24 protein-coding genes are annotated in these 23,808 nt (G+C 58.2%); 14 read left to right on the forward strand and 10 right to left on the reverse strand.

What is annotated here, in order from left to right:
- On the reverse strand, positions 1-201 hold the full coding sequence (locus tag Q0802_RS09800) for a DUF6494 family protein (RefSeq protein WP_298917195.1): 201 nt from the start codon (positions 199-201) through the stop codon (positions 1-3).
- A gap of 107 nt (positions 202-308) precedes the next feature.
- On the opposite strand from Q0802_RS09800, the gene Q0802_RS09805 reads away from it, so the two are divergent.
- Positions 309-1,040, forward strand: coding sequence for a hypothetical protein (locus tag Q0802_RS09805; protein WP_298917198.1), 732 nt, complete (start codon positions 309-311; stop codon positions 1,038-1,040).
- On the opposite strand, the gene Q0802_RS09810 is transcribed toward Q0802_RS09805, so the two are convergent.
- Entirely contained in the window at positions 1,034-2,986 is a 1,953-nt protein-coding gene (locus tag Q0802_RS09810) for a 4Fe-4S binding protein (protein WP_298917200.1), read from the reverse strand. The genes Q0802_RS09805 and Q0802_RS09810 overlap by 7 nt on opposite strands.
- A 326-nt stretch (positions 2,987-3,312) precedes the next feature.
- Between Q0802_RS09810 and Q0802_RS09815 the strand changes: the two genes are divergently transcribed.
- The 8 genes from Q0802_RS09815 to Q0802_RS09850 all read left to right on the forward strand — a co-directional run bounded on the left by Q0802_RS09815 (position 3,313) and on the right by Q0802_RS09850 (position 10,317).
- Positions 3,313-3,888, forward strand: a complete 576-nt coding sequence (locus tag Q0802_RS09815) for a DUF3305 domain-containing protein (RefSeq protein WP_298917201.1) — start codon at positions 3,313-3,315, stop codon at positions 3,886-3,888.
- Entirely contained in the window at positions 3,885-4,475 is a 591-nt protein-coding gene (locus Q0802_RS09820) for a DUF3306 domain-containing protein (protein ID WP_298917203.1), read from the forward strand. Before Q0802_RS09815 ends, Q0802_RS09820 begins: the two co-directional genes overlap by 4 nt.
- Positions 4,472-5,080, forward strand: a complete 609-nt coding sequence (locus tag Q0802_RS09825) for a molecular chaperone TorD family protein (RefSeq protein WP_298917205.1) — start codon at positions 4,472-4,474, stop codon at positions 5,078-5,080. Before Q0802_RS09820 ends, Q0802_RS09825 begins: the two co-directional genes overlap by 4 nt.
- Before the next feature lie 54 nt (positions 5,081-5,134).
- Complete coding sequence (locus Q0802_RS09830; RefSeq protein ID WP_298917208.1) at positions 5,135-5,326, forward strand: twin-arginine translocation signal domain-containing protein; 192 nt, start codon at positions 5,135-5,137, stop codon at positions 5,324-5,326.
- Between the two features lie 90 nt (positions 5,327-5,416).
- Positions 5,417-8,314 carry a formate dehydrogenase subunit alpha gene (locus Q0802_RS09835; protein WP_298917210.1) on the forward strand — a complete coding sequence of 966 codons (2,898 nt, stop codon included), beginning with the start codon at positions 5,417-5,419 and terminating at the stop codon, positions 8,312-8,314.
- A 14-nt stretch (positions 8,315-8,328) separates the two neighbouring features.
- The gene (gene fdh3B, locus Q0802_RS09840) at positions 8,329-8,925 is read left to right on the forward strand and encodes a formate dehydrogenase FDH3 subunit beta (RefSeq protein WP_219506207.1); all 597 of its coding nucleotides are present in this window, start codon (positions 8,329-8,331) and stop codon (positions 8,923-8,925) included.
- An 82-nt stretch (positions 8,926-9,007) separates the two neighbouring features.
- Positions 9,008-10,192 (forward strand): formate dehydrogenase subunit gamma, encoded by a 1,185-nt coding sequence (locus Q0802_RS09845; RefSeq protein WP_298917223.1) that lies wholly within the window; start codon positions 9,008-9,010, stop codon positions 10,190-10,192.
- On the forward strand, positions 10,189-10,317 hold the full coding sequence (locus tag Q0802_RS09850) for a hypothetical protein (RefSeq protein ID WP_298917228.1): 129 nt from the start codon (positions 10,189-10,191) through the stop codon (positions 10,315-10,317). The genes Q0802_RS09845 and Q0802_RS09850 overlap by 4 nt, the downstream gene beginning before the upstream one ends.
- 1 nt (position 10,318) lies before the next feature.
- Here Q0802_RS09850 and Q0802_RS09855 read toward each other — a convergent pair whose 3' ends face one another.
- Entirely contained in the window at positions 10,319-10,975 is a 657-nt protein-coding gene (locus tag Q0802_RS09855; protein WP_298917231.1) for a GntR family transcriptional regulator, read from the reverse strand.
- Between the two features lie 133 nt (positions 10,976-11,108).
- Between Q0802_RS09855 and dctP the strand changes: the two genes are divergently transcribed.
- Genes dctP through Q0802_RS09880 form a run of 5 tightly spaced genes read left to right on the forward strand, consistent with a single transcriptional unit; the run spans position 11,109 to position 16,786 of the window.
- Positions 11,109-12,095, forward strand: a complete 987-nt coding sequence (gene dctP, locus Q0802_RS09860) for a TRAP transporter substrate-binding protein DctP (protein ID WP_298917234.1) — start codon at positions 11,109-11,111, stop codon at positions 12,093-12,095.
- Between the two features lie 60 nt (positions 12,096-12,155).
- On the forward strand, positions 12,156-12,704 hold the full coding sequence (locus Q0802_RS09865) for a TRAP transporter small permease (protein WP_298917236.1): 549 nt from the start codon (positions 12,156-12,158) through the stop codon (positions 12,702-12,704).
- Positions 12,704-14,020, forward strand: a complete 1,317-nt coding sequence (locus Q0802_RS09870) for a TRAP transporter large permease (RefSeq protein WP_298917239.1) — start codon at positions 12,704-12,706, stop codon at positions 14,018-14,020. The genes Q0802_RS09865 and Q0802_RS09870 overlap by 1 nt, the downstream gene beginning before the upstream one ends.
- Positions 14,017-15,261 (forward strand): malonyl-CoA decarboxylase, encoded by a 1,245-nt coding sequence (locus Q0802_RS09875; RefSeq protein ID WP_298917242.1) that lies wholly within the window; start codon positions 14,017-14,019, stop codon positions 15,259-15,261. Before Q0802_RS09870 ends, Q0802_RS09875 begins: the two co-directional genes overlap by 4 nt.
- Before the next feature lie 10 nt (positions 15,262-15,271).
- Complete coding sequence (locus tag Q0802_RS09880) at positions 15,272-16,786, forward strand: malonyl-CoA synthase (RefSeq protein WP_298917245.1); 1,515 nt, start codon at positions 15,272-15,274, stop codon at positions 16,784-16,786.
- Here the strand turns inward: Q0802_RS09880 and Q0802_RS09885 are convergent.
- The 7 genes from Q0802_RS09885 to Q0802_RS09915 all read right to left on the reverse strand — a co-directional run bounded on the left by Q0802_RS09885 (position 16,783) and on the right by Q0802_RS09915 (position 23,648).
- Positions 16,783-17,742, reverse strand: a complete 960-nt coding sequence (locus Q0802_RS09885; RefSeq protein ID WP_298917247.1) for a D-glycerate dehydrogenase — start codon at positions 17,740-17,742, stop codon at positions 16,783-16,785. The two genes, Q0802_RS09880 and Q0802_RS09885, sit on opposite strands and share 4 nt — an antisense overlap.
- Positions 17,743-17,745: 3 nt before the next feature.
- Positions 17,746-17,940 carry a hypothetical protein gene (locus tag Q0802_RS09890; RefSeq protein ID WP_298917250.1) on the reverse strand — a complete coding sequence of 65 codons (195 nt, stop codon included), beginning with the start codon at positions 17,938-17,940 and terminating at the stop codon, positions 17,746-17,748.
- Positions 17,941-17,956: 16 nt separating this feature from the next.
- Positions 17,957-19,297, reverse strand: a complete 1,341-nt coding sequence (locus Q0802_RS09895; protein WP_298917252.1) for an amidase — start codon at positions 19,295-19,297, stop codon at positions 17,957-17,959.
- The gene (locus Q0802_RS09900; RefSeq protein ID WP_298917254.1) at positions 19,294-20,661 is read right to left on the reverse strand and encodes a TRAP transporter large permease subunit; all 1,368 of its coding nucleotides are present in this window, start codon (positions 20,659-20,661) and stop codon (positions 19,294-19,296) included. The genes Q0802_RS09895 and Q0802_RS09900 overlap by 4 nt, the downstream gene beginning before the upstream one ends.
- Positions 20,662-20,691: 30 nt before the next feature.
- Positions 20,692-21,282 (reverse strand): TRAP transporter small permease subunit, encoded by a 591-nt coding sequence (locus Q0802_RS09905; RefSeq protein WP_298917257.1) that lies wholly within the window; start codon positions 21,280-21,282, stop codon positions 20,692-20,694.
- A 116-nt stretch (positions 21,283-21,398) separates the two neighbouring features.
- The gene (locus tag Q0802_RS09910; protein ID WP_298917260.1) at positions 21,399-22,493 is read right to left on the reverse strand and encodes a TRAP transporter substrate-binding protein; all 1,095 of its coding nucleotides are present in this window, start codon (positions 22,491-22,493) and stop codon (positions 21,399-21,401) included.
- Between the two features lie 306 nt (positions 22,494-22,799).
- Positions 22,800-23,648 (reverse strand): IclR family transcriptional regulator, encoded by an 849-nt coding sequence (locus tag Q0802_RS09915; RefSeq protein WP_298917263.1) that lies wholly within the window; start codon positions 23,646-23,648, stop codon positions 22,800-22,802.
- Between the last annotated feature and the right edge of the window lie 160 nt (positions 23,649-23,808).

Consider the following 23,808-nt stretch of genomic DNA (forward strand, 5'->3'; position numbering starts at 1 on the left):
TTATCCGTCCGCACGGCCGGTGATCTGGCCCGTCACCACATGTTCCAGATCAAGACCGTCCACTGTGAGGACCACCTTGGCGGTGTAGGTCTGGCCGGTGGTATCACCGGCGTCGCGCATGGCCTCTTCGATGGCTTGCTGCGAGGTCACACCGACCTGTTTGAGAAATTTGCGCATGGACATGTTGAAATCGTCGCTCATGCTGGGCTCCTTCTGGCTGCTTTGGCTGGGGAATGTTATGAAAACTTGACGGTTCGGGAGGACTGGTTCTAGGCTGAAATCCTCACCGGCGATATTTGGGAGGGTGCGTGCGGGTCTTCTTGGCGATGTTGCTGGTGATTTGTGCCCTGCGGCCCGTGTCTGCGCAAGAGGACTTGCGACTGGCGGTGCCTGAGGCGCTTGAAACATCCGGATTTGCCCAGTTTCTCGTACCGCGCTTCGTTCTGAAAACCGGTGTGCGCATCACGCGGGTCGGCGCAGGCGATCCGGCCCAGATGCGGTTTAGCGCGCAAGGCCGTGCCCTTTTTGAAGGCCTGGGCGAACGGTGGGCATTCGAACATGACGGCAGCAACGGGGCGGAGCGTTTTGCAACCTGGCTGCGGTCGGACATCGGACTCCGCACAATCGAGAGTTTTGTGGCCCCCGATGGCAGCAGCTTTTCGACGGCAGTCAAAGCCGCCGCCGTAACGCCGGTGCTGAGCTATGATGGCGATCCTGTGGAAGGTGAGGCGTTGTCCCTGCGCATGTGCGGGCGCTGTCATGTGATTAACGAGAAAAACCGCATGAACGGTATGGGCGCGACCCCGTCTTTTTCGGTGTTGCGGTCGATGCGCGATTGGGATGACCGCTTTGCCACCTTCCATTTGCGCAACCCGCATCCCAGTTTCACGCAGATCGAGGATGTCACCGATCCTTTTGACCCCACCTTGCCGCCGCCGATTGTGCCGATGGAGATGACCTTTGAAGACCTCGAAGCGATCCTCGCCTATGTTGCGGGCATTCCACCTGCCGATCTGGGCGCGCCGCTGCAACTTCAATGATCCTTGCGTTTGCTCAGGTAGTCATCGGTGGTCCGCACAGCCGGGCGATCGCCCCCGGAAAACGGGTTGTTTTCCGAATGATATTGCGCCTGAATGCGACAGTTCTCGCACATCTGGATCATCCGCGCACTTGCCGGATTTGAGAACATCGCGTGATTGCCCGCGAGTTTTTCCATGATGCGCTCAACGGTGGATTTCGACCCAAATAGCGCGCCGCATTCGACGCAGGCAAAGGGGTCTTCTTCATTGAGCACTTTTTGCGTGAAGGCCTCATCGGTCAGGTTCAGTTGCGGGATCAGGGTGATCGCATCCTCGGGGCAGATATTGCTGCACAGACCGCATTGCAGGCAGGCATCTTCCTGAAATCTCAACTGGGGTTTGTCGGGATTATCCCCCAGCGCGCCGGAGGGGCACAGCGACACACAGGACAGGCACAGCGTGCAGGCGTCCTGATCGACGAGAATGGCACCGTAGGGCGCTGCTGTGGGTAAAGGGATTGTCTCAGTATCCGGTTGCAAGGTTTTGGCGGCAAGCCGTGTGACCTGTCGGCGCGATCCCAATGGCAGCACGGGGGCCTTAACCCCCATGGCTTTGCTGTCCGTGTAAAGCGCGTCGCTCAAAGCGTCCGGATCGGCAATGTCCAGCAATGTGATGGTGTCCGGACCCGCAATCGCCGAGGCAAGTTCGGCTTCGCTTTCGAGAGCCGCGCGTTCGGTCCTGGGGGCCAACAGGATGGAAACCGAACTGAAGCCACTTGCCAGTGCGGCCAGCATCTCTGCATGGCCAAAACCGGCAAGCGCTGACACTGACAAGGGAATGACATCCGCCGGCAGCCCACGATCGAAGCGCGCGCTGAGAGAGATCATCTCCGCGCCGAAATCGTCGTGCACTAGTAGGCGTGGGGCATCGCCACCGGCCTTGCGATACGTACTGGCAAGCGTGTGAATGCGCGAGAAAATTGTTGCAACCGGTGGCGCGTCATAGGTGATCGCATTTGACGGGCAGAGCGCGGAACAGGCACCGCACCCGGCGCAGATCATCGGGTCTATCGCCACATGCTCGCCCGCAGACGTAATGGCACCTGTCGGGCAGATGTCGAGGCATTTGGAACAGGCCGCTTGTTCAGCGCGAGAATGCGCACACAGAGTTTCCTCAAAGCGCAGATAAAGCGGTTTTTCAAAGGTGCCGATCAGTTGCGATGCTTCCAGTACCGCCTTGGCCACCGCCGATTGGCTGCCCGGATCGGCACGCAGATAGCCGTCGCGTTTTTCCGGGGCAGGGAACAGAGGGGGCTGGGCACGCAGATCGAGAATGATATCGCATTCCGTCAGCGCCCCGTTTTTCGCGTCAGTCCAGGTGGTGGAACCACGTCCGCCCGCGATCGTCTGTTGAAAGTGATCAATACGCAGGTTGAAGGCGCCAAATGTGCCGCTGGCACGTGTCAACTGGCCACTTACGACGTCAAATTGCGCGCCGGGGAGGGCATCTATGGGATGATCTACCAGAACGGTCACTGCCAGAATATCCGACAGATCGGCCGCTGCCTTCAATGCCACGTCACCTTCGCCCAGGATCAGACAGGCACCGGTCGATACCACATCCACGGATTTTTCAGAGGGTTGAGGCAGCAGAGCTTCGGCCACGAGTGCGGCCATCTTGGGACCGGCCGCATCCGCCTCATCTGACCACCCGCCGCGATCTCTGATATCAATAAAGCCTGGGGTATCTACCTGAATTTCGTCCGCTAACTCTCTGAAAAGCGGGGCTTCCTGCTGGCATGCGATCAAGGTACCCGCTTCGGTCAGCAAGGCAGCAGTCTCTTTGATCTGCTTGCCGCATGCCTCTGTCAAAACCTTGCTGCAGGTGACATCAGCCGCGTTTTCGAGCGTTTGCGTGTTGATCGGTTGGCTGCCGAGGCAATCACACAGAATGAGTTTCTTGGTCATTTCTCTCCCAGCAGACCGATGTCTTGAAGCATTGTCGCCGACGGCCATCGGCGCATAGCTAGGCAGGAATGTGAGCCCTCGTAAACCAGATTCGAGCAATTCAACTGGAGAGGGTTGGGTATTGATACATCAAATGGCCGTTCAACCCGAGGGTCAGATGAAATGCAAAACCCCCAAAGGTAAGTGTTTTCAGGTGCTTGATAAAATGCAAAATAATTTATGCGCAGAAGGGCACACAATTGTGTGCGATTGCAGGCAAATTTTCCTAGGATAACGGGGATGATTTGGTAAAGTGATCTTACCAACCGTGCGCTTGAGAGGTTCCCTTGGGAGTCGTCTATCCAAATTCAAAGTCACTAAAGCTGGGTGTTGTCCTGCGCAGAACGCGTGGCGCGACCGTTTGGAGCAAGTGGGCCTGGAAGGCAACATCCGTTCTGCCCGGGGCACCGGATGCCTCCTGGAAATTGATGCGTGAAGAGGGCGATGTGGCCGAGTTTCACGCGACCACGCTTGATGCGTGGCTTTATGTCTCCGACGCAGAGGCCTATGCGCATGAGCTTCAGGCGCAGCAGCCGTCGGTTTATGTCATCATGCGAGAACCCGAAGCGGATGACGACACCGATGTGCCGTTGAACGTCTTGCAGGTGACCTTCTCGCCTTATGAGGCGCAGGATTATTCCGACAGCGGCGAAGAAATTGTCGAGCGCGTGCCGATGCCGCCAGCGCTGCACGCATGGGTCGCCGAATTCGTCGCGGAGCACTACGTCGAAGAGGCATTCGTGAAACGCCGTCGCGACAAGTTGCGCATGGACCGCAAGCAGGACGGCATCGGGGACGCGCGTATTTCACAGGCCACGGATGTTTACCGTGCGCCGCGTTCACTAAGAGAAGCGGCAGAATGAGCACACAGGGCACTTTCTGGGCGCGCCGACGCGCCGCCGTTCAGGCCGAAGCAGAAGCGGAGGCCCGCGCCGAAATAGCAGCGGAGCAGGAAGCGGCGTTCGCTGAAAAGGACGATGCAGAGGTGCTCGAAGAGCTTGGCCTACCAGCGCCGGAGACGCTTGCGGCGGGAGATGATTTTGCCGCCTTCATGGCGCGTGATGTGCCCAAACACCTGCAAAACAGGGCGTTGCGCTCGTTGTGGCGCAGCAATCCTGTATTGGCCTGTGTGGATGGGCTGAACGAATATGATGATGACTACCGCGCCGCCATGCTGGCCATGGAGCCGATAAAGACCGCGTATCAGGTGGGCAAGGGCATGATGTCCCATCTTGAAGAGGTGGCGCGTCAGGAAGAAGCCGCCAAGCAAGTCGCAGAAGTGGAAGCAGAAGGGCCGTGTGAGCCGGAGGAAGAGATCGAGACGCCTGAAGCGGTTTCCGCTGCCGAAGAGGTCACGTCGGAGCCCGCCCCCTTGCCATCGGTTGAAACAGAGGTATCCGACCCCGCGCCGCGCCGCATGCGCTTCAGATTCGAGGAGGCTGCCGTATGAGTGCCGCCGCCGATATGATGGATGTCGCCCCGGAAGACCGTCTGCGGGCGGATTTGTATAATTTCCTGGGGCTGGCGCTGGCGCGTCCCGCGGATCAGATTTTGCTTGATCAGATGTCGGAACTTTCAGGGGATGACAGTGATTTGGGGCAGGCGGTTGCGGGTCTTGCGCGCGTCGCCAGGGCCAGCAAGCTCAAGGCGGTCGAGCGCGAATTCAATGCGCTTTTCATTGGTCTCGGGCGCGGGGAGCTATTGCCCTACGCCAGTTATTACCTGACCGGTTTCCTGAACGAAAAACCGCTGGCGCGGCTGCGCAGCGACATGGCGGCGCATCAGATTACCCGCGCGGAAAATGTCTTCGAGCCCGAGGACAGCATGGCATCGCTGATGGAAATCATGGGCGGCCTGATCGTGGGCCGTTTTGGCCAGCCTGCGTCGCTGGAAGCGCAGCGGATGTTTTTCAACAATCACATCGCACCCTGGGCCACGCATTTCTATTCGGATCTGGAGGCCGCGAAAACATCCGTCCTGTACGGATCCGTCGGGGCCGTTGGGCGTGAATTCATGGTGATCGAGAAAGAAGCATTCAGAATGACGGCAGTTTGATCTGCCACAAGGGGCGGGACGCCGCTCAGAGTAAGACGAAAGGGAGGAAGACACATGGCAACGAAATCGGAAGGCGGCACAAACCGCCGGGATTTCCTGAAACTCGCGGGCACGGCTGCCCCGGCAGCGGCGGTCGCCGTGGCCGCAGGGTCGGGATCGGCTGAGGCCTCGCCGGTCGATCCGACCTCGGACAAGATGCAGGACACCGCACATACGCGCGCGTATCTGGACAGCACACGGTTCTGAGACTTCCGGGCCCGTCGGATGACGCGCCCTGACCGTCTTTGAACCCCCAAAACACCTAGCCACCTGATCGGGGCAGCAAGGGAGGAAAACATGTTAAGAAAAAAGACCAATAGGGTCACACAACGCGCCGGACGGACGAACATCCTGACGGAAGTGGCGGAAAAACCAGTGGATCGCCGTGCGTTTCTACGCGGATCGGGCCTTGCGATTGGCGGGTTGGCGGCGATTTCCGCAACCGGCGGATCGGTCACGCAAGCCTCGGCGCAGTCGGCGGTCGATGGCGCGGTTCAGACGATCAAATCGGTTTGCACACACTGTTCGGTCGGTTGCACGGTCATTGCAGAGGTCGCCAATGGCGTCTGGACGGGGCAGGAGCCCGGCTGGGACAGCCCGTTCAATCTGGGCGCGCATTGTGCCAAGGGGGCGGCTGTGCGCGAACACGCCCATGGCGAACGGCGTCTCAAGTACCCGATGAAGAAAGAGAACGGCGAGTGGGTGCGCATCTCTTGGGAGCAGGCGATCAACGAGATCGGCGACGGCATGAACAAAATCCGCGAAGAAAGCGGACCGGATTCCGTCTACTGGCTCGGCTCGGCCAAACACAATAACGAACAGGCCTATCTCTTCCGCAAGTTCGCCGCCTATTGGGGCACGAACAACGTTGATCACCAGGCGCGGATTTGCCACTCGACCACGGTGGCCGGTGTGGCCAACACATGGGGCTACGGCGCCATGACCAACAGCTACAACGACATCCACAATTCCAAGGCGATTTTCCTGATTGGCGGCAACCCTGCCGAAGCGCACCCGGTTTCCCTGCTGCATATCCTGCGCGCCAAGGAACAGAACAACGCGCCGATGATCGTTTGCGACCCGCGCTTTACGCGCACAGCGGCGCATGCGGATGAATATGTGCGCTTCCGTCCCGGTACGGACGTTGCATTGGTCTGGGGTATCCTGTGGCATATCTTCGACAACGAGTGGGAGGACAAGGAGTTCATCCGCACCCGTGTCTGGGGCATGGACCAGATCAAGGAAGAAGTGGCCCGCTGGACGCCTGAAGAGGTTGAGCGCGTCACCGGCACACCCGGCAGTCAGCTCAAACGCGTGGCCCGGACGCTGGCCAACAACCGCCCCGGCACGGTGATCTGGTGCATGGGCGGCACGCAGCACACCAACGGCAATAACAATACGCGCGCGTATTGCGTGTTGCAGTTGGCCCTAGGCAACATGGGCACGTCGGGTGGCGGCACCAATATTTTCCGCGGTCACGACAATGTTCAGGGGGCCACCGACCTCGGCGTTCTGGCCAATACATTGCCGGGGTACTACGGCCTCAAGCCCGGATCATGGGCGCATTGGGCGCGTGTTTGGGAAGAAGACCTGGACTGGCTCAAGGGCCGTTTCGCGGTCATGGAAGGGGCCGGAAAAGACGGCGCCGACCGGATGATGATGAACGAGACCGGCATCCCGGTGTCGCGCTGGATCGATGGTGTTCTGGAGGATGCAGAAAACATCGACCAGCCCGACAATACCCGCGCCATGGTTCTCTGGGGCCATGCGCCAAACTCGCAGACCCGTCAGAAAGAAATGAAGACGGCGATGGAGAAACTGGACCTGATGGTCGTGGTTGACCCCTATCCGACGGTTTCCGCCGTGTTGCAGGACCGTCAGGATGGTGTGTATCTGCTGCCCGCCTGTACGCAGTTTGAGACACGCGGCTCGGTCACGGCCTCCAACCGGTCGTTGCAATGGCGGGACAAGGTTGTCGATCCGATCTTTGAATCTTTGCCGGATCACACGATCATCTCGATGTTTGCCAAGAAGTTCGGCTTCCACGACAAGCTTTTCCGCAACATCGCGATGGATGGGGAGGAGCCCAACGTCGAGGATATCACCCGCGAGTTCAATCGCGGCATGTGGACAATCGGCTATACCGGCCAGTCGCCCGAGCGCCTGAAAAAGCACATGGCGAACCAGCATACGTTCGACCGCACGACACTGCGGGCTGTGGGTGGACCGGCGGATGGCGATTACTACGGTCTGCCATGGCCAAGCTGGGGCACGGCAGAAATGAACCACCCCGGCACACCGAACCTCTATGACATGAGCAAACCGGTGGCCGAAGGGGGGCTGACGTTCCGCGCCCGCTTTGGCGTCGAGCGTGATGGCGATAACCTGCTGGCCGAAGGGGTTGCATCGGTGGGTTCGGAAATTCAGGATGGTTATCCTGAGTTCACGATGCAGATGCTGATGGACCTTGGATGGGACGGCGATCTGACAGCGGATGAACGCGCTGCCATTGACGCGGTCGCCGGGCCCAAGACCAACTGGAAAACCGACCTGTCGGGCGGTATCCAGCGGGTTGCGATTGCCCATGGCTGTGCGCCTTTCGGCAATGCCAAGGCCCGCGCCGTGGTCTGGACCTTCCCGGATCCGGTGCCGGTGCACCGCGAACCGCTCTACACCAACCGTCGCGATCTGGTCGCCGATTATCCGACCTACGAGGACAAGAAGTTCTGGCGTCTGCCGACCATGTACAAGTCGATCCAGGATCAGGATTTCTCTCAAGAGTATCCGATGATCCTGACCTCGGGTCGTCTGGTCGAATATGAGGGCGGCGGGGACGAATCCCGCTCGAACCCATGGTTGGCGGAGCTTCAACAGGACATGTTTGTCGAAGTGAACACTCGCGATGCCAATAACCTTGGCATTCGCGATGGCGAACAGGTCTGGGTCGAAGGTCCCGAGGGCGGCAAGGTCAAAGTGATGGCCATGGTCACCGAGCGTGTTGCCGCCGGTGTGGCCTTCATGCCTTTCCACTTCGGCGGGCATCTCGAAGGGGTCGATCTGAGGGATAAATATCCCGAAGGGGCCGATCCTTACGTTCTGGGGGAGGCGTCGAACACGGCGCAGACCTATGGCTATGACAGCGTGACACAGATGCAAGAGACGAAATCGACGCTCTGCAAAATCTGGGCAGCATAAGGGGAGTATGAAAAATGGCCGCTAGAGCAAAATTTCTCGTCGACGCTGAACGCTGCATCGAATGCAACGCCTGCGTTACAGCCTGCAAAAACGAACATGAAGTGCCATGGGGCATCAACCGCCGGAAGGTCGTCACCATCAATGACGGCTCGCCGGGGGAACGGTCGATCTCCGTCGCCTGCATGCATTGTTCGGACGCGCCCTGTATGGCCGTCTGTCCGGTGGATTGCTTCTATCAGAACGAAGAAGGCGTCGTTCTGCATTCCAAGGACCTCTGCATCGGATGCGGGTACTGTTTCTACGCATGCCCCTTCGGCGCGCCGCAGTTCCCGCAGGCGGGCAACTTCGGATCGCGTGGCAAGATGGACAAATGTACCTTCTGTGCCGGGGGTCCGGAAGAAAACAACTCCACCGCCGAGTTCGCCAAATACGGCCGCAACCGCATCGCCGAAGGCAAGCTGCCGATCTGTGCGGAGATGTGCGCGACCAAGGCACTGCTGGCCGGTGACGGCGACGTCGTTTCCAGCATCTACCGCGAACGTGTGGTGGCGCGCGGGTTTGGGTCCGGTGCCTGGGGGTGGGGAACCGCCTATGACCAGAAAGGGGGCTAACCGCCTCTGGTCACTTTGAAAAATACCTCAGGGGCGGCTCAAACGGGCCGCCCTGAGTGTCTTAGCCAAACAGGATATGCCCATGCTTCGTCTTCTTTGTCTTTTGGTGGTCTCAGTGGTCCTGTCGATCCCCGTGCACGCACAGGAGGCAGAACAACCCGTCGATCGGAGCGCCACAGGCGGCGCGCAGACGCTTGAAGACATCATGAAGCGTCAGGAGGGGTTGAAGGTTGACGACAGTTTCCGAAGTGATGTGACAGGCAGCCCGGAAAGCGCGGCTCCGATCAGCGGGCAATTGGGCACCTTGGGTGGCGCGTCCGATCCTGATCTGTGGCGTGCCTACCGCTACAATTCGGCGGCCATTACCACACAGGCGCGGGGACCTGCGGCCGATGTGCTGATCCAGGATGGCGGTATGTGGTGGCTGGAATTCCGTCAGGGGCCGCTGCTCAAATACGGTGGCTGGCTGCTCGGTGGTATGGTGATCCTGCTCGCTGTATTTTTTCTGATCCGCGGGCGCATCCGCATTGACGGTGAAAAGACCGGTCAGACCATTTTGCGATTCAATTCGGTGGAACGGTTTGCGCATTGGTTATTGGCCGGATCGTTCATCCTGCTGGGCATCACCGGGCTGATCACGCTGGCAGGACGCAAACTGCTGATCCCGGCCTTTGGGCATGAGGCTTTCGCGACGCTGGCGGTTGGATCAAAATGGATACATAACAATGTCTCCTGGGCCTTCATGCTGGCGCTGATCCTCGTCTTTGTCTTCTGGGTGATCCATAATCTGCCCGACCGGACGGACATCAACTGGATTCTCAAAGGCGGCGGCATATTGGGCGGGGGGCATCCGCCGGCCAAGAAGTTCAATGCGGGTCAGAAGCTGATCTTCTGGTCGGTCATCCTGTTGGGCGGCTCCATTTCAGTCTCCGGTCTGTCACTTCTGTTTCCCTTTGAGTTGCCGATGTTTGCCATCACCTTTGAAAAGCTGAACGCGCTCGGCTTGCCGCAACTGCTTGGCTTGGGGGAATTGGCCACATCACTCGCCCCGCACGAAGAGATGCAATATGCCCAATTGTGGCACGCCATTGTGAGCTTTGTCCTGATGGCCATCATCATCGCGCATATCTACATCGGCTCCGTGGGCATGGAAGGTGCCTATGGCGCGATGGGCAAAGGCGAGGTCGAACTGCAATGGGCGCGTGAACACCACAGCATCTGGACGGCGGAAGTCGAGAAAAAGAAATCGCAGGCGGGATCCACATGAGAGAGATACTTCTTGCAGCCATCGCGATGGTCGTGATCGCCTTTGGGGCCAACTATGTTCTGAACGACGCCGGATTCTCAGCAGCCGATCAGACATCCGGTCAGGCGGTGCGTCTGGGCGAGTGAGCTATTGCGCGGCGGTGCGCAGCTCTGTCATGAGGTGGCGGAATTTCTCGCCCTGAATGCCGACATGTTTGCGCAGCACTTTGGCCGCGCGCTCATCGGCTCCCGCTTTGAGGGCTGAGACGATCTCTTCGTGCTCGGCCATGGATTGCGCCATCCGCCCGCGCAGGCGCAGTTGCAGGCGGCGAAACGGTTTTAGCCGTCGGTGCAACCGCACCGCTTGTCCGGCCAGATAGCTGTTGCCGGATTCCGTATAGATGGTGTGATGAAACCGCTCGTTTTCGCGGTAATAGCCATCTGTGTCACCCGAGGCGACCGCTTCACGACACAATGCGTTTGCATGTTCCAGATCGGCTAATGCCGCGTCGGTGATCCTGCGTGCGGCCAGCCTTCCGCAGACCGCTTCGATTTCGGCCATGGTTTCGAACATTTCCATCAACTCAACCGGCCCGGGTTGGCGCACAAAAACCCCCCGGCGCGGCAGCTGCTCGGCGATGCCCGACGCCACAAGACGTTGCAGTGCCTCGCGAATGGGTGTGCGCGAGACGCCAAACTGTTTTGCCAGGCGTATTTCATCCAGCCGGTCGCCGTCATTGAATTGACCGGTGAAAACCAGCTCTTCTAAAGCATCTGCAATTCTGTCGGCGTGACGCATATCCATGGTATCACTTTAGTAGGAAACGAAGTGCTCAACAATCACAATATTGTATACAAGAATATTGACTTTGAATGCGAAGAGCGAAATGCTGAAAACATTCCCGGGCGCAAAAAGCCCGGCATTCTGGGAGGAAACAATGAAATCGAAAATGCTGTCCGCGGCGCTTGGCGCTGCTCTTGCTACTTTTGCCATGTCCGCACAAGCAACCGAACTGCGTCTGTCGCATCAATGGTCGAACAAGGATATTCGTCATCAGGTTGCCCAGATCATCGCCGATGAGGTGGCTGCCGCAGATGTCGATCTGGACATCAAGATTTTCGGCTCGAAATCGCTTTTCAAACCGCGTGAGCAATATAAACCCCTCAGCCGTGGTCAGCTCGACATGACCGTTCTGCCTCTCAGCTATGCGGGTGGACAGCAACCGGCCTATAATCTGACGCTGATGCCGGGGCTGGTGAAGAACCACGATCATGCCGCACGACTGAGTGACAGCCCTTTCATGGAAGCGCTGGAGGCCAAGATGGCCGACGATGATGTCATGGTGCTTGTGCACGGCTATCTGGCGGGCGGTTTTGTGGGCAAGGACAAATGCATCACCAAGCCCGATGACGTGGTAGGTCAGCAGACACGTGCGGCGGGCAAGGCGTTTGAACAGATGTTGGCGGGTGCAGGCGCGTCCATCGCCTCCATGGCGTCTTCGGAGATCTACAACGCCATGCAGACAGGCGTTTTGACGGCGGCAAACACATCGTCGTCATCTTTTGTTTCCTACCGGATTTATGAGCAGGTTACATGTTACACACCGGCGTCAGACGTGGCACTCTGGTTCATGTACCAACCGGTTCTGATGAATAAATCCACCTTCGATGGCCTGTCGGAAGCCCAGCAAACAGCGCTTCTGGACGCTTCCGAGAAAGCGGAGGCTTTCTATCTGGAGGAAGCCAAGAAGCAGGATGCCGCATCGGTCAAGGTGTTTGAGGACGCAGGGGTCGAGATCGCACAGATGACGGCAGAGGATTTCGCCGCCTGGCAGGCGATCGCCAAGGAAACATCCTACAAGGCTTTCGTGGCGGATGTTCCGGACGGGCAGGCGTTGCTCGACATGGCACTGGCGGTCGACTAACCCGCCCGGGCGGCACCTACCTGCCGCCCCTCCATTTCTTCCAGCAGTCAGGACAATTTCATGGCCGGTCAAAACACCGCTGTCAGCGCGCAAGTTGGCAATCATCCGTTCTTGCGGCTCGTCGCGGCGTTGTCCACTGTCGCGGGGTGGTGCTCTGCTGCGATGATCGTGCTGGCTGTGGGCATTACCTGTCAGATGATTTTTGTGCGGTTTGTCCTGAACGGCTCCACGGTCTGGCAGACAGAGATGGTGATCTACTTGGTGGTTGCGGCAACTCTGGTTGGATTGCCCTATGTTCAGCGCCTGCGGGGTCATGTGAATGTCGACCTGATCCCGCTGGCCTTGCCGCCGCGGGGCAGGCGGGTTCTGGCTGTGATCACGCTGTCGCTGTCCATCGCGATCATTGGCGTGATGCTCTGGTATGGCTATGAATACTGGCACTTCGCCTGGGATCGCGGCTGGCGGTCCGACACCGTCTGGGGTGTTCGGTTGTGGATACCCTACCTCGCCCTGCCCATCGGATTTGGACTGCTGCTGTTGCAACTGGTGGCGGACTTGGTGGGTGTACTGACCGGAACGGAAGCCCCGTTCGGTCTGGAGGAAAGCTGATGGATCCGCTTTTGCTGGGCGCGCTTGTGGCGCTTTGCACCATCATCGTGTTGTTTTCCGGTGTCTCTGTCGCGGTGGGGTTGCTGATCGTCTCGGCAGGTTTTCTGATGATCTTCGACGGCATGCGCTCGCTGGAACTCATGCCTGAAATCCTCTTTGGGAAACTCGACAATTTCGCGCTGCTGTCGATTCCGATGTTCATCATCATGGGGGCCTCCATCGCATCGACACGTGCGGGCGCGGACCTCTATGAAGCCCTCGAACGCTGGCTGACACGGGTGCCAGGCGGCCTTGTCATCTCCAACCTTGGGGCCTGCGCGCTTTTCGCGGCCATGTCGGGATCAAGCCCCGCGACCTGTGCCGCCATCGGCAAAATGGGCATTCCGGAGATGCGCAAACGCGGCTACCCCGATGGGGTCGCAGCTGGCTCCATCGCCGCCGGGGGCACCCTGGGCATTCTGATCCCGCCATCGGTGACCATGATTGTTTACGGCATCGCGACGGAGACGTCGATTGGCAGGCTTTTTCTGGCCGGTGTCATTCCGGGGCTGCTTCTGGTGGCGCTTTTTATGGCATGGTCTCTCTATTCCACATGGAAATCGGGCAATGCACAGCTGCTGACCGCGGGCAGCTACACGTGGCGCGAAAGGTTCGAAATCCTGCCGCGTGTCCTGCCGTTTCTTGGCATCATTCTCGGGGTGCTCTATGCGATGTACGGCGGCATCGCGACCCCGTCGGAAACCGCGGCCGTGGGTGCGCTCCTTTGTCTGCTCATCGCTATGGTGATCTACAAACTCTGGGCACCCGCTGCCTTATGGACGGTTTTGCGTGACAGCACCAAGGAGAGCGTGATGATCCTGTTCATCATCGCCGCTGCCGGTGTCTTCTCCTACATGCTGTCGAGCCTTTTCATCACCCAGTCCATCGCGGAATGGATCGGCACGCTGGATGTCAATCGTTGGGTGTTGATGGGCACGGTGAATGTGTTTTTGCTGATCGCGGGGTTTTTCCTGCCCCCGGTTGCCGTGATTCTGATGGCGGCACCCATCCTTCTGCCTATCATCACGACGGCGGGGTTTGATCCCATCTGGTTTGCGGTTGTACTGACCATCAATATGGAAATCGGTCTGATCAGCCCGCCGGTCGGCCTGAACCTTTATGTCATCAACGGCATCGCGCCCGATATTTCGCTCAAGACCATTCTGACCGGGTCATTGCCCTTCGTCGCCTGTATGGTCATTGCCATCGTCTTGCTGTGCGTTTTCCCCGGTCTCGCCACATGGCTGCCGGATGCTGTCATGGGACCTGCGTTTTGAGCCTTTTTGCCGATCTTCTCTCTTCTGTTTTCGAGCGCCGCTACCGCAGTGCGCTGGAACCGGAGCTGAGCGGACGCAGCATTCAGGAGCTATGTTTTGACCTGCTGGGAAGCGCTGGCGAAGTATCAGGCTCAGTGACGGCACGGTACATTCTAGACCGCTATAACCAAATGAGCGTCGTAGAGAAAACGGCGTTTTTCTGGTTTCTGACCAATGACCTGGGATTAATGCCAGACGCGGTTCACACAGCGTTGGCGGAATACGAATCCACCCCGAACAAATCCACATACCGGGCCTTCATGCAGGCGGTCGAGCCCCGGCGACAGGAGTTGGCGCGCAGATTGAACCGGGTGCCCGGTGCCACGGCGCAATTGGTGAAGCTGCGCGCGGATTTACGCGAACTTTTACCGGAAAACCCCGCTTTCGATTTGGTGGATCAGGATTTCAAACATCTCTTTTCGTCCTGGTTCAATAGGGGATTTCTGGTTCTGCGCCCGATCAACTGGGAAAGCGCCGCCGAAATCCTTGAAAAGATAATTGCCTATGAGGCGGTGCACGCCATTGGCAGTTGGGAAGATCTGCGCAGACGGGTCCAGCCCAGCGACCGGCGCTGCTATGCATTTTTCCATCCGGCGATGCCAAACGAACCGTTGATATTTGTCGAGGTGGCGTTGACCAAAGGGGTTCCCGGGGCCATTCAGACAGTATTGTCAGAGGAACGCGATACCCTGGACGCAATCGAAGCAGATACGGCTGTCTTTTATTCCATTTCCAATTGTCAGGCCGGCCTTGCGGGTATTTCGTTCGGCAACTCCCTGATCAAACAAGTGGCTGCAGATTTGTCACGCGATCTGCCGGGTATTGAGACGTTTGTCACACTGTCGCCGATTCCGGGGCTGAACGATTGGATGCCTCAGCGTGATGAGCAGGATGTCGCGAAAGGAGAAGCGTTGCGTCAGGCGGCGGCCTATTATCTTTTGCAAGTCAAACGGCCCGATGGCCGTCCGCGCGACTCTGTTGCACGTTTTCATCTGGGTAACGGGGCTTTGGTTCACGATGTGCATGCTGCCGCTGACCTTTCGGCGAATGGCATGACGCAATCGTCGGGAGCAATGGTCAACTACCTTTATGACCTGCCAAGGGTCGCGGAGTATCATGAAGGATACGCAACCGAACACAGTATTGCGGCCTCTGTCGAGGTTCAGGCCCTTGCTGCTGCATATCAGAAATCCCTGCAATGAGGGCAAGGTGATGGCAAATCCGCTTTATGATACGCTCTTTGGCCGCCACGCGGAGAGAGAGACGCCCTTCCTCTTTCTGCCCGATGGAGAGGCCCTGACACATGCCGCGTTTCTGGACATGACGGCGCGTTTTGCCCATTCATTTGCTGCCCTCGGTGTGTCCGCCGGTGACAGGCTGGCGGTGCAGATCGAAAAGTCCCTGCAGGCGTTGGCGGTCTATGCGGCCTGCGTTCAGTCCGGCATCGTTTTCCTGCCACTCAACACTGGCTACACCGCCAGCGAATTCAGTTATTTTGTCGAGAACAGCGGAGCGGCCCTGGTGCTGTGTGACCCGGCCCGGAAAGAGAGCCTGACCGCAATTGCTGAAACCAACGGTGCCTTGCTTGAAACGCTGGGTGCGGATGGGCGGGGCAGCCTGTCGGAGCTTGCGGCCCGCTTGCCCGACCGCTTTGAAACCGTGGCGCGCGGCCCGGATGATCTGGCCGCTCTTCTTTATACTTCCGGCACCACGGGACGCTCGAAAGGCGCGATGCTGACACAGGGCAATCTGCTGTCCAATGCGGAAACCCTCACGCGGGTGTGGCGTTTCGACAAAGAAGACGTGCTGCTGCATGCGCTGCCGATCTTTCACACCCATGGGCTTTTTGTTGCGACCAACATCACCCTGTTGGCAGGTGGTGCGATGATTTTCCTGCCGAAATTTGACCTTGACGCCATCATCGACCGCCTGCCTCAGGCCACGTCAATGATGGGTGTGCCGACCTTTTACACGCGTCTTCTGGAAGATCCGCGTTTCACGCGGGATCTGGCGGCACATATGCGGCTTTTCATTTCCGGAAGCGCGCCGCTGCTGTCGGAAACCCATACGCGCTTTGAAGAGCGCACGGGCCACCGCATTCTGGAACGCTATGGCATGACCGAAACCAATATGAATACCTCCAACCCCTATGACGGCGACCGCAGGCCCGGAACGGTCGGATTTGCCTTGCCGGATGTGGAGCTGAAGGTGACCGATCCGGCAACGGGTGCGACATTGCCGGACGGCAAAATTGGCCAGATCGAAGTGCGCGGCCCGAATGTGTTCAAAGGCTATTGGCAGATGCCTGAAAAAACCCGTGAAGAACTGCGAGAGGATGGGTTTTTCATCACCGGTGATCTCGGCGTGATCGACGATCAGGGGTATCTTCAGATTGTGGGCCGCAACAAGGATTTGATCATTTCAGGCGGTTACAACGTCTACCCCAAGGAGATAGAGGCCGTGCTGGATGCGCAACCCGGCGTTCTGGAAAGCGCTGTGGTGGGCGTGCCGCATCCTGATTTTGGGGAAACCGTGATCGGCATTGTGGTTCCGGAGAAAGGGGTTACGCCGGATACGGCGCGCATCAACGCGTCGGTGCAGGATCAATTGGCGCGTTTCAAACATCCGCAAAAGCTGATCGTGCGGGATGCGTTGCCGCGAAACACCATGGGCAAGGTGCAAAAGAACCTGTTGCGCGAGGAATATGCGACGCTGTTTGCCGACTAGAGCTTGTCCCTGGGGGTTTGACCCGCAAAGAACGCATCCAGATTGTCCAGCGCGCGAAATCCCATGGCATCGCGTGTGCGTGTGGTCGCGGAGCCGATGTGCGGCAGCATGAAGATATTCTCATGTGCGGCAAATGCCGGGTTGCCGCCGGGCTCCACCTGAAAACAGTCAAGGCCCGCTGCCGCAATTTGACCGCTGGCAAGCGCCTCCAGCAAGGCGGCCTCATCGACCAGAGCGCCCCGGGCCGAATTCACCATGACAGCGCCCTTGGGCAACAGGGCGAAGCGTTCCGCATTCATCAGATTGGTTGTCTGCGGTGTGGCGGGGCAGTGCAGGGATAGAAAATCTGCCACGCTCAGCAGGCTCTCGACGGTATCATGGTAGGTGGCGCCAGCGGCGATACCCTCGGGTAGCGGGCTCCGGTTATAATAGTGGATTTTCATATCGAACCCGCGCGCCTTGGCGGCAAATGCGCGCCCGACGCGCCCCATGCCGATGATCCCCAGCCGTGATCCCGTCACCTGTTTGCCGACCATGAAAGAGGGTGACCAGAAGTCCCACGCGCCAGTGCGCACGATCCGGTCACCTGCCACCGCGTGACGCGCGGCACCGAGCATCAACAGCATCGCCAGTTCCGCTGTGGCATCCGACAGCACGTCTGGCGTGTTGGTCACCGTAATGCCCCGCGCGGCCAGTGCGGGCAGATCGCAATGGTCAACGCCCACCGAGTGATTGGCGATGATTTTCAGCCTGGTATCCAACTGTGCCGCGACGTCGGCGCTGAAGTGTTCCGAATGGCAGGGAATGATCGCGTCAAATTCCGCGCTGGCGGCAATAAGCGCGTCGGCGCTGCCCGGCGTGTCTTCGTGATTGATAACCGTGTCATAGTCGCGCGCGGCGCGTTCAAGCGTGGCATCAGAGAGGCGGCGGGTGATCCACAAACGGGGCTTTGTCATGGGTTATTTCTTCCGGATGCATTCATCCCAATAATCATAGATCGCCATGCCGCAAACGATGATCGCGATCACCATGAAAGGAAAACCGCCCCAAAAACCGGCGAAGCCCGACGAGATGCTGTGAGACAGCCCGCTGATGAAGGTCACCAGCAAGGCGGTGCCAATCAGACCCATGATCAGTTTGGTGATATATGACATTGATCAGACCTCTTTTTCAGGCGGCCTCTGCCGCGATGTGTTGTTGCAGCCAGCGTGCGGTGCGCATCAGCCGGTCGTCCTTTTTGGCCGGTCCGATCAGTTGTACACCAATGGGCAGGCCGGCCTCTCCCACAAGCAAGGGCAAAGTAACACAAGGCAGGCCCGCAAGCGTCCATAAAGTGCAGAAGATCGGATCGCCGGTGCCGGACCCGAACCGCGGGGCCTCTCCCGCAGCAGCAGGGGCCAGGATCGCGTCATATTCGGTGAAAAAGTCCTCAAAGAAGGCTTCGGCGGATGCTTTGACGGCCAATGCATCGTCATATTCTGTCTGGCTGATCTGGCGTGCACGCGTGATGATCGGTTTCAACGTGTCGCTGATCTGATCCCAGTGAGCATCAAAGACCTGCGCCTGATGGTGTGCAATTTCAAACTCGTGGATGCGTGCCTGCACGGCTACAAGTTCAGACAGTTGATCGGCTGGATCCATGCGTCTGACACGCTCTCCCAATATCTCCATCACCCCGTCGAGACCTTCGCGGGTGTCCTCCGCCAGACGGTCGTTGAAGGGCAGATTGAACCAGACGATATCCGGCTCCATCGCGGGGTCTTCGACAGCTGCCTTTGCCATACGCGGGCGGGCGTGGCCAAAGCTCTCGCGGTCCCGTTGGTCGTAGGCGCTGATGGCGTCGGCCAGAAAAGCCGCGTCTTCCAGCGTCCGGGCGAATGTCCCGATCTGATCAAGCGACACAGAGGTTTGCAGGACACCAGTGCGCGGGATCGTTCCACGTGTGGGTTTAAACCCGAATGTCCCGCAGAAGGAGGCGGGCCGGATAACGGACCCGTTGGTCTGTGTGCCGATGGCCAGTGGGACATGACCGGCAGCGACGGCAGCCGCCGATCCGCTCGAAGACCCGCCGGGCGAATGCTCAGTGTTGTGCGGGTTGCGGGTTTCATTGGCATGCACAAAGGCCAGTTCGGTCGTCACGGTTTTCCCCATGATCACCGCCCCGGCTTCGCGCAGCAATTCGACGATCCGCGCATCATCTTCGTTTTGACGGCCCGCAAAGATGGGGGTGCCACGCTGAGTGGGCATGTCGCGCGTGTCGATGATGTCTTTCAACGCCACCGGCAATCCGTGAAGCGGCCCTGTTGCCAGGCCCTTTTGCCGCAAGGTGTCACAGGCTTCGGCCTGTGCCAGTGCGGCACCGGGATCAAGAAAGGCCCAGGCGCGGATCGCGTCATCGGTTTGCGCGATATGATCGAGACAGGACTGCACCAGCTGAACGGATTTAAGCTGGCCGGAGGCGATAAATCGCGCCGCCTCCGTTGCCGAGAGCGTATGCGGTTTGATCTTCACGGAATATATTCACCGAAGAGATAATCGGGGAACCACAGCGCAATGCCCGGGAACTGATACATCAGCACCATCGTCAGGATCACGATGCCGAGATAGGGCATGATGCCACGGAAGATTTCCATCAGTTCGATCTGCTTTTTGAGCACCCCCTTTAAGTAATAGGCCGACATGGCCATGGGCGGGGTCAAGAACGAGGTCTGAAGGTTCAGCGCCACCAGCATCGCAAAGAAATAGGGGTTCACGCCGAAGACTTCGAGCAATGGCAGGAAGATTGGCACGAAGATGATCAGGATTTCCGACCATTCCAGCGGCCAGCCCAGCAGGAAGATGATGATCTGCGCAAGCACCAGGAACTGCCAGGGCTCCAGGTCCATGCCGCCGACCCAATCGGCGATGATGTCATGCCCCCCGAGGTAGGAGAAGACGGAAGCAAAGGTCCAGGAGCCGACAAAGAGCCAGCAGACCATGGCGGTCGCCTTGGCGGTGAGGAACACGCTTTCCTTGAGCTTGGTCCAGGTCATCGACCGGTAGAGCACGGCGAGAACCATTCCGCCCAAAGCCCCCATGGCCGCCGCTTCCGCCGGTGTCGCCAGACCGCCAAGGATCGAGCCCAGAACCAGCGCAATGAGCACCGTCAGGGGCACAAAACTGACCAACAGATTCCAGTAAATTTCGCGCGGCGGCGGGATGTCATCCATCTGCGGCTTGGGGGCCAAAGCAGGGTTAAACCAGACCCGGACGATCACATAGACGATATATAGGCCCGCCAGGAGCAACCCGGGGAAGACGGCCGCCGCGTAGAGGCGCAGCGGGGATAGATCCGCGATCGCCGAATAAACGATCAGCATGATGGACGGTGGGATCAAGATGCCCAGTGTCCCGCCCGCGCAGATAACGCCAGAGGCGAAACTTTTGTTATAGTTGGCGTTGGCCATGGCGGGAAAAGCCAGGAGCCCCATCAGGGTCACAACAGCGCCGACGATGCCTGAGGCGGTGGAGAAGACCGCGCAGGTCAGCAGGGCGGCGATGGCCAACGAGCCGGGCAGGTTGCGCGCCGCCTGATAGAGCGAGAAGAAGAGCTTGTCGACGATATTGGCGCGTTCGACCACGTAGCCCATGAACAAAAACAGCGGGATCGCCACCAGCGTGGGGTTTTCCATCACCGAATAGGTGTTCTGGTTGAGCAGGTAGAAAATATTGTTGTTGAAGATATCGCTGAAGGTCTCGATCGGATGACCTTGGTGATAGGCGTAATAGCCAAAGGCCACGCCCATCGCCAAAAGCGTGAAGGCAATCGGAAACCCAAGCAAAACCAGCAAAATAAACAGGCCCAGCATCAACAGGGCGACTTCGGGATTTGTCATTTTTGTATCTTTCTTCCTGCTGGCGCGTCGTTATTGCTTGCCGGGATGGATGGCTTGGATTTCAGCGATATCTGCGTCCGAGAGCAGATCTTCGGTCTCTTTCACATCGGCCAGCCGCTCGGGCCATTCCCCGCTTCGGATGGCGATGACACAACGCACCAGCTCGGCGACGCCCTGGATCATCAAAAGCGCACCGGCAACCGGGATCAGCGATTTGAAAAAGTAGATCTGAATGCTGGCGGGGCTGTTGAAGCTCACTTCCTTATAGCGCCAGCTGTCTGAGGCGATCTCGTAGCCGAACCAGACAAGGGCGGTGACGCCCGGAAAGAAAAACAGGAAGTAGAGGAGGAAATCGAGGCTCGCCTGCACCTTGACCGGGAAGAGACGGTAGATGACGTCGGCGCGTACGTGGGTGTCTTGCGCCAGTGCATAGGCGCCACACATCAGGAACAATGCACCATACATCTGGATCATCATGTCAAAGGCCCAGACGGTGGGCGCATTGAGCACATAGCGCACGAAGACCTCATATGACACGGACAGCGTGAGGATCAGGATGCACCAGCCGAATGCGCGACCGACCCAAAGGCTCAATCCTTCGATGGCATGTACGAATTTCATGGTAGTTGATTTCCCTGTCGCGGCTGCGCGAACGCTTTTCTGGTGGCCCGGTCAGCATCATGTAAACCCGGACATCTTGCGAGATGCCCGGGGTCACTTTTTTGTGCTTTGTCAGATCAACCGAAGTAGTGGTTGTAGGCCAGCTTATAGTCAGGCTGGTTCAGGTTCAGATAGTTCATCACATTTTTGGCGTAGGCCTTTTGCGAGTCCATCACCTTGGCAAAGAAGGGATCATCACTTGCAATGCGCTCCGTGACCTTGTCCCAGGCTGCCAGCTGGGCTTCCATGACTGAATCCGGTGTGCGGTACACGTTCACGCCATCGGCTTCCTGCAGTTTCAGCAGGTCATCGGAATAGCGCTTGGTGTTGCCCCAATAGAAACCGGAGTTTTCCGCCATCGACGCGTTCTTGATGATCGCCTTATGGTCATCGGAAAGCGCGTTGAACTTGTCCTTGTTGATCGTAACCTCAAAGAACTCCTGGCTCTGGTGGAAGGACGCGAGGTGGTAGTGCTTGGACACGTCCTGCATCCCGAAGTCACGGTCGGACGTCGGGTTGTTGAACTCCGCCGCGTCGATCAGGCCGGATTTCATCGCCGGCTGAATCTCACCACCGGGCAGCTGAACAACCGACATGCCCATCTCCAGCAGAACGTCTGCGGCCAGACCAACGGTCCGGTACTTGAGACCTTCCATCTGCGAGGCGTCGGTGATCTGCTCCTTGAACCAACCCATCGGCTGTGCGGGCATCGGCGAATTGAAGAAGGACACCACGTTCAGGCGCAGTTCAGACATCAGCTCGTCAAAGAGTTCCTGACCGCCGCCAGCATAAACCCAGCCCAGCACCTCCTGGCTCGACCAGCCAAAGCAGGGGCCGGTGCCAAAGAGCGAGGCCGCCTTGGATTTGCCGTACCAATAAGCGGGCACGTAGTGAGCCGCGTCCAGAACGCCGCGGTGAACCGCATCCTGCATCTGGCTGGTTTTAACAACAGCGTCGACCGACAATACTTCGATGGTCAGTGAGCCGCCGCTCATTTCATTGACGCGAGCCGCAAAGGACTGCGCGTTTTCGAGAAAGATACCGCCGCCCCAGGCTGCCTGCATTTTTAGTGTAACGCCGTGGCCGTCAGCAATGGCCGGCGTGGCAAGGGCTGCTGCACCTGCGACCGCGGAGCCACGCAGGAATTTTCTGCGATTAAGGTTTTCTGTCATATTTCCTCCCTAGGAATGGACTGTTTCAGCCCAAGTCAGCTGCGAGCGAGAACGCTCAAGTGTCTTATGAAATTTCAAGAATTGACGACCGTGCGGGCCCTGTTCGTCACGCCGCATCCAAAATGGAACAACGCTCAAACAATTCCTCCCCGAATTTCCATGATGTAAACTTAGCGGCCCAATACGATCCGGCAAGAAAAAGAAACCGCAAAACAACACTTTAGTACAACCTTCGGGTGTAAATTGGCGATTTCTCACAGTTTTTTGTGTTTTTCTCCTTTCGCATGAGAAACTGGGCCGTCCGGTTCAGGTGGTGTTGGTCGAATGATCTGGCTCTTTGACAGGCACGCGACCACCGATCAGATGGGTGATTTGCTGCGCTGCGTCCAGGACAGTGGCACCAAGTTCCGGCACCCGCAGGTCGTCAAACCGGGTGCTGGGTCCGGAAATGGAAACCCCCGCGAAAGGTTCCTTGTGCTCGTCATAGATAACGCTGCCGATGCAGGACATGCCAATATGGCGCTCCTCACGATCAAAGGACCAGCCGCGTGCACGGGTTATATCAAGGTCCGTGAATAGCGCGTCCGGTGTGACAAGCGTATTATCTGTGAAGCTCGAAAGACCGGACGTCATCAGTAGTTTTCTGGCGCGATCTTGGGGCAGGGCAGAAAGGATTGCCTTGCCTGTGCCGGAGGCGTGCATCGATGTTCGGGTGCCGCGCGCAAAGAATGCGCGGATCGGATTGACGGTCTCGACCTGCCCCACAAAGACAACTTCTGATCCGTCCGCAATGGCGAGATTTGCCGTCTCGCCGGTCTTTTCCATCAATTGCCGCATGATGGGGCGGCTGACGGCGCTCAGATTTGTGCGGTTCATGAAGGATACGCCGGTGCGGTAGGCTTCGATGCCGATCACCCAATCCTGCCGCTCCTCGTCGAATGCGACAAACCCATGCTTTTGCAGCGTGGTCAAAATCCGGTGCGTGGTCGCTGTGGGGACGCCCAGCGATAGCGACAGGTCGGTCAATGATGCCCGTTCGGCGCGAGAGACCGCTTTGAGAATGCCCAAGGCACGATCCAGCGATTGCAAGGTGCCTGCGGAGCTTTCCTTGAACTGTGACTTTGGCCTGCCACGTTGCCGTTTCTGGGTATTCACGGGCGTCTCCAAATACTAGATTACCCTAGTATCTATAAGTGAAAAATGTTTTCAATAACAAAATACGAAAGCATATGAAAAAATAAAAATATATTAATATCAGAAAGTTGAGTATTATATTTTGATAATGAAAAATATTTTCGAGAAAATTGATTGCGCC

The sequence above is a fragment of the uncultured Roseobacter sp. genome (assembly GCF_947495275.1).
Classification (GTDB): domain Bacteria; phylum Pseudomonadota; class Alphaproteobacteria; order Rhodobacterales; family Rhodobacteraceae; genus Roseobacter.

Excerpts from the sequence above, each read along its gene's own strand:
- Q0802_RS09800 (WP_298917195.1), bottom strand. The coding sequence starts at position 201 with ATGAGCGACGATTTCAACATGTCCATGCGCAAATTTCTCAAACAGGTC.
- Q0802_RS09810 (WP_298917200.1), bottom strand. The coding sequence starts at position 2,986 with ATGACCAAGAAACTCATTCTGTGTGATTGCCTCGGCAGCCAACCGATC.
- Q0802_RS09820 (WP_298917203.1), top strand. The coding sequence starts at position 3,885 with ATGAGCACACAGGGCACTTTCTGGGCGCGCCGACGCGCCGCCGTTCAG.
- Q0802_RS09825 (WP_298917205.1), top strand. The coding sequence starts at position 4,472 with ATGAGTGCCGCCGCCGATATGATGGATGTCGCCCCGGAAGACCGTCTG.
- Q0802_RS09830 (WP_298917208.1), top strand. The coding sequence starts at position 5,135 with ATGGCAACGAAATCGGAAGGCGGCACAAACCGCCGGGATTTCCTGAAA.
- Q0802_RS09835 (WP_298917210.1), top strand. The coding sequence starts at position 5,417 with ATGTTAAGAAAAAAGACCAATAGGGTCACACAACGCGCCGGACGGACG.
- fdh3B (WP_219506207.1), top strand. The coding sequence starts at position 8,329 with ATGGCCGCTAGAGCAAAATTTCTCGTCGACGCTGAACGCTGCATCGAA.
- Q0802_RS09845 (WP_298917223.1), top strand. The coding sequence starts at position 9,008 with ATGCTTCGTCTTCTTTGTCTTTTGGTGGTCTCAGTGGTCCTGTCGATC.
- Q0802_RS09850 (WP_298917228.1), top strand. The coding sequence starts at position 10,189 with ATGAGAGAGATACTTCTTGCAGCCATCGCGATGGTCGTGATCGCCTTT.
- Q0802_RS09855 (WP_298917231.1), bottom strand. The coding sequence starts at position 10,975 with ATGGATATGCGTCACGCCGACAGAATTGCAGATGCTTTAGAAGAGCTG.
- dctP (WP_298917234.1), top strand. The coding sequence starts at position 11,109 with ATGAAATCGAAAATGCTGTCCGCGGCGCTTGGCGCTGCTCTTGCTACT.
- Q0802_RS09865 (WP_298917236.1), top strand. The coding sequence starts at position 12,156 with ATGGCCGGTCAAAACACCGCTGTCAGCGCGCAAGTTGGCAATCATCCG.
- Q0802_RS09870 (WP_298917239.1), top strand. The coding sequence starts at position 12,704 with ATGGATCCGCTTTTGCTGGGCGCGCTTGTGGCGCTTTGCACCATCATC.
- Q0802_RS09880 (WP_298917245.1), top strand. The coding sequence starts at position 15,272 with ATGGCAAATCCGCTTTATGATACGCTCTTTGGCCGCCACGCGGAGAGA.
- Q0802_RS09885 (WP_298917247.1), bottom strand. The coding sequence starts at position 17,742 with ATGACAAAGCCCCGTTTGTGGATCACCCGCCGCCTCTCTGATGCCACG.
- Q0802_RS09890 (WP_298917250.1), bottom strand. The coding sequence starts at position 17,940 with ATGTCATATATCACCAAACTGATCATGGGTCTGATTGGCACCGCCTTG.
- Q0802_RS09900 (WP_298917254.1), bottom strand. The coding sequence starts at position 20,661 with ATGACAAATCCCGAAGTCGCCCTGTTGATGCTGGGCCTGTTTATTTTG.
- Q0802_RS09905 (WP_298917257.1), bottom strand. The coding sequence starts at position 21,282 with ATGAAATTCGTACATGCCATCGAAGGATTGAGCCTTTGGGTCGGTCGC.
- Q0802_RS09910 (WP_298917260.1), bottom strand. The coding sequence starts at position 22,493 with ATGACAGAAAACCTTAATCGCAGAAAATTCCTGCGTGGCTCCGCGGTC.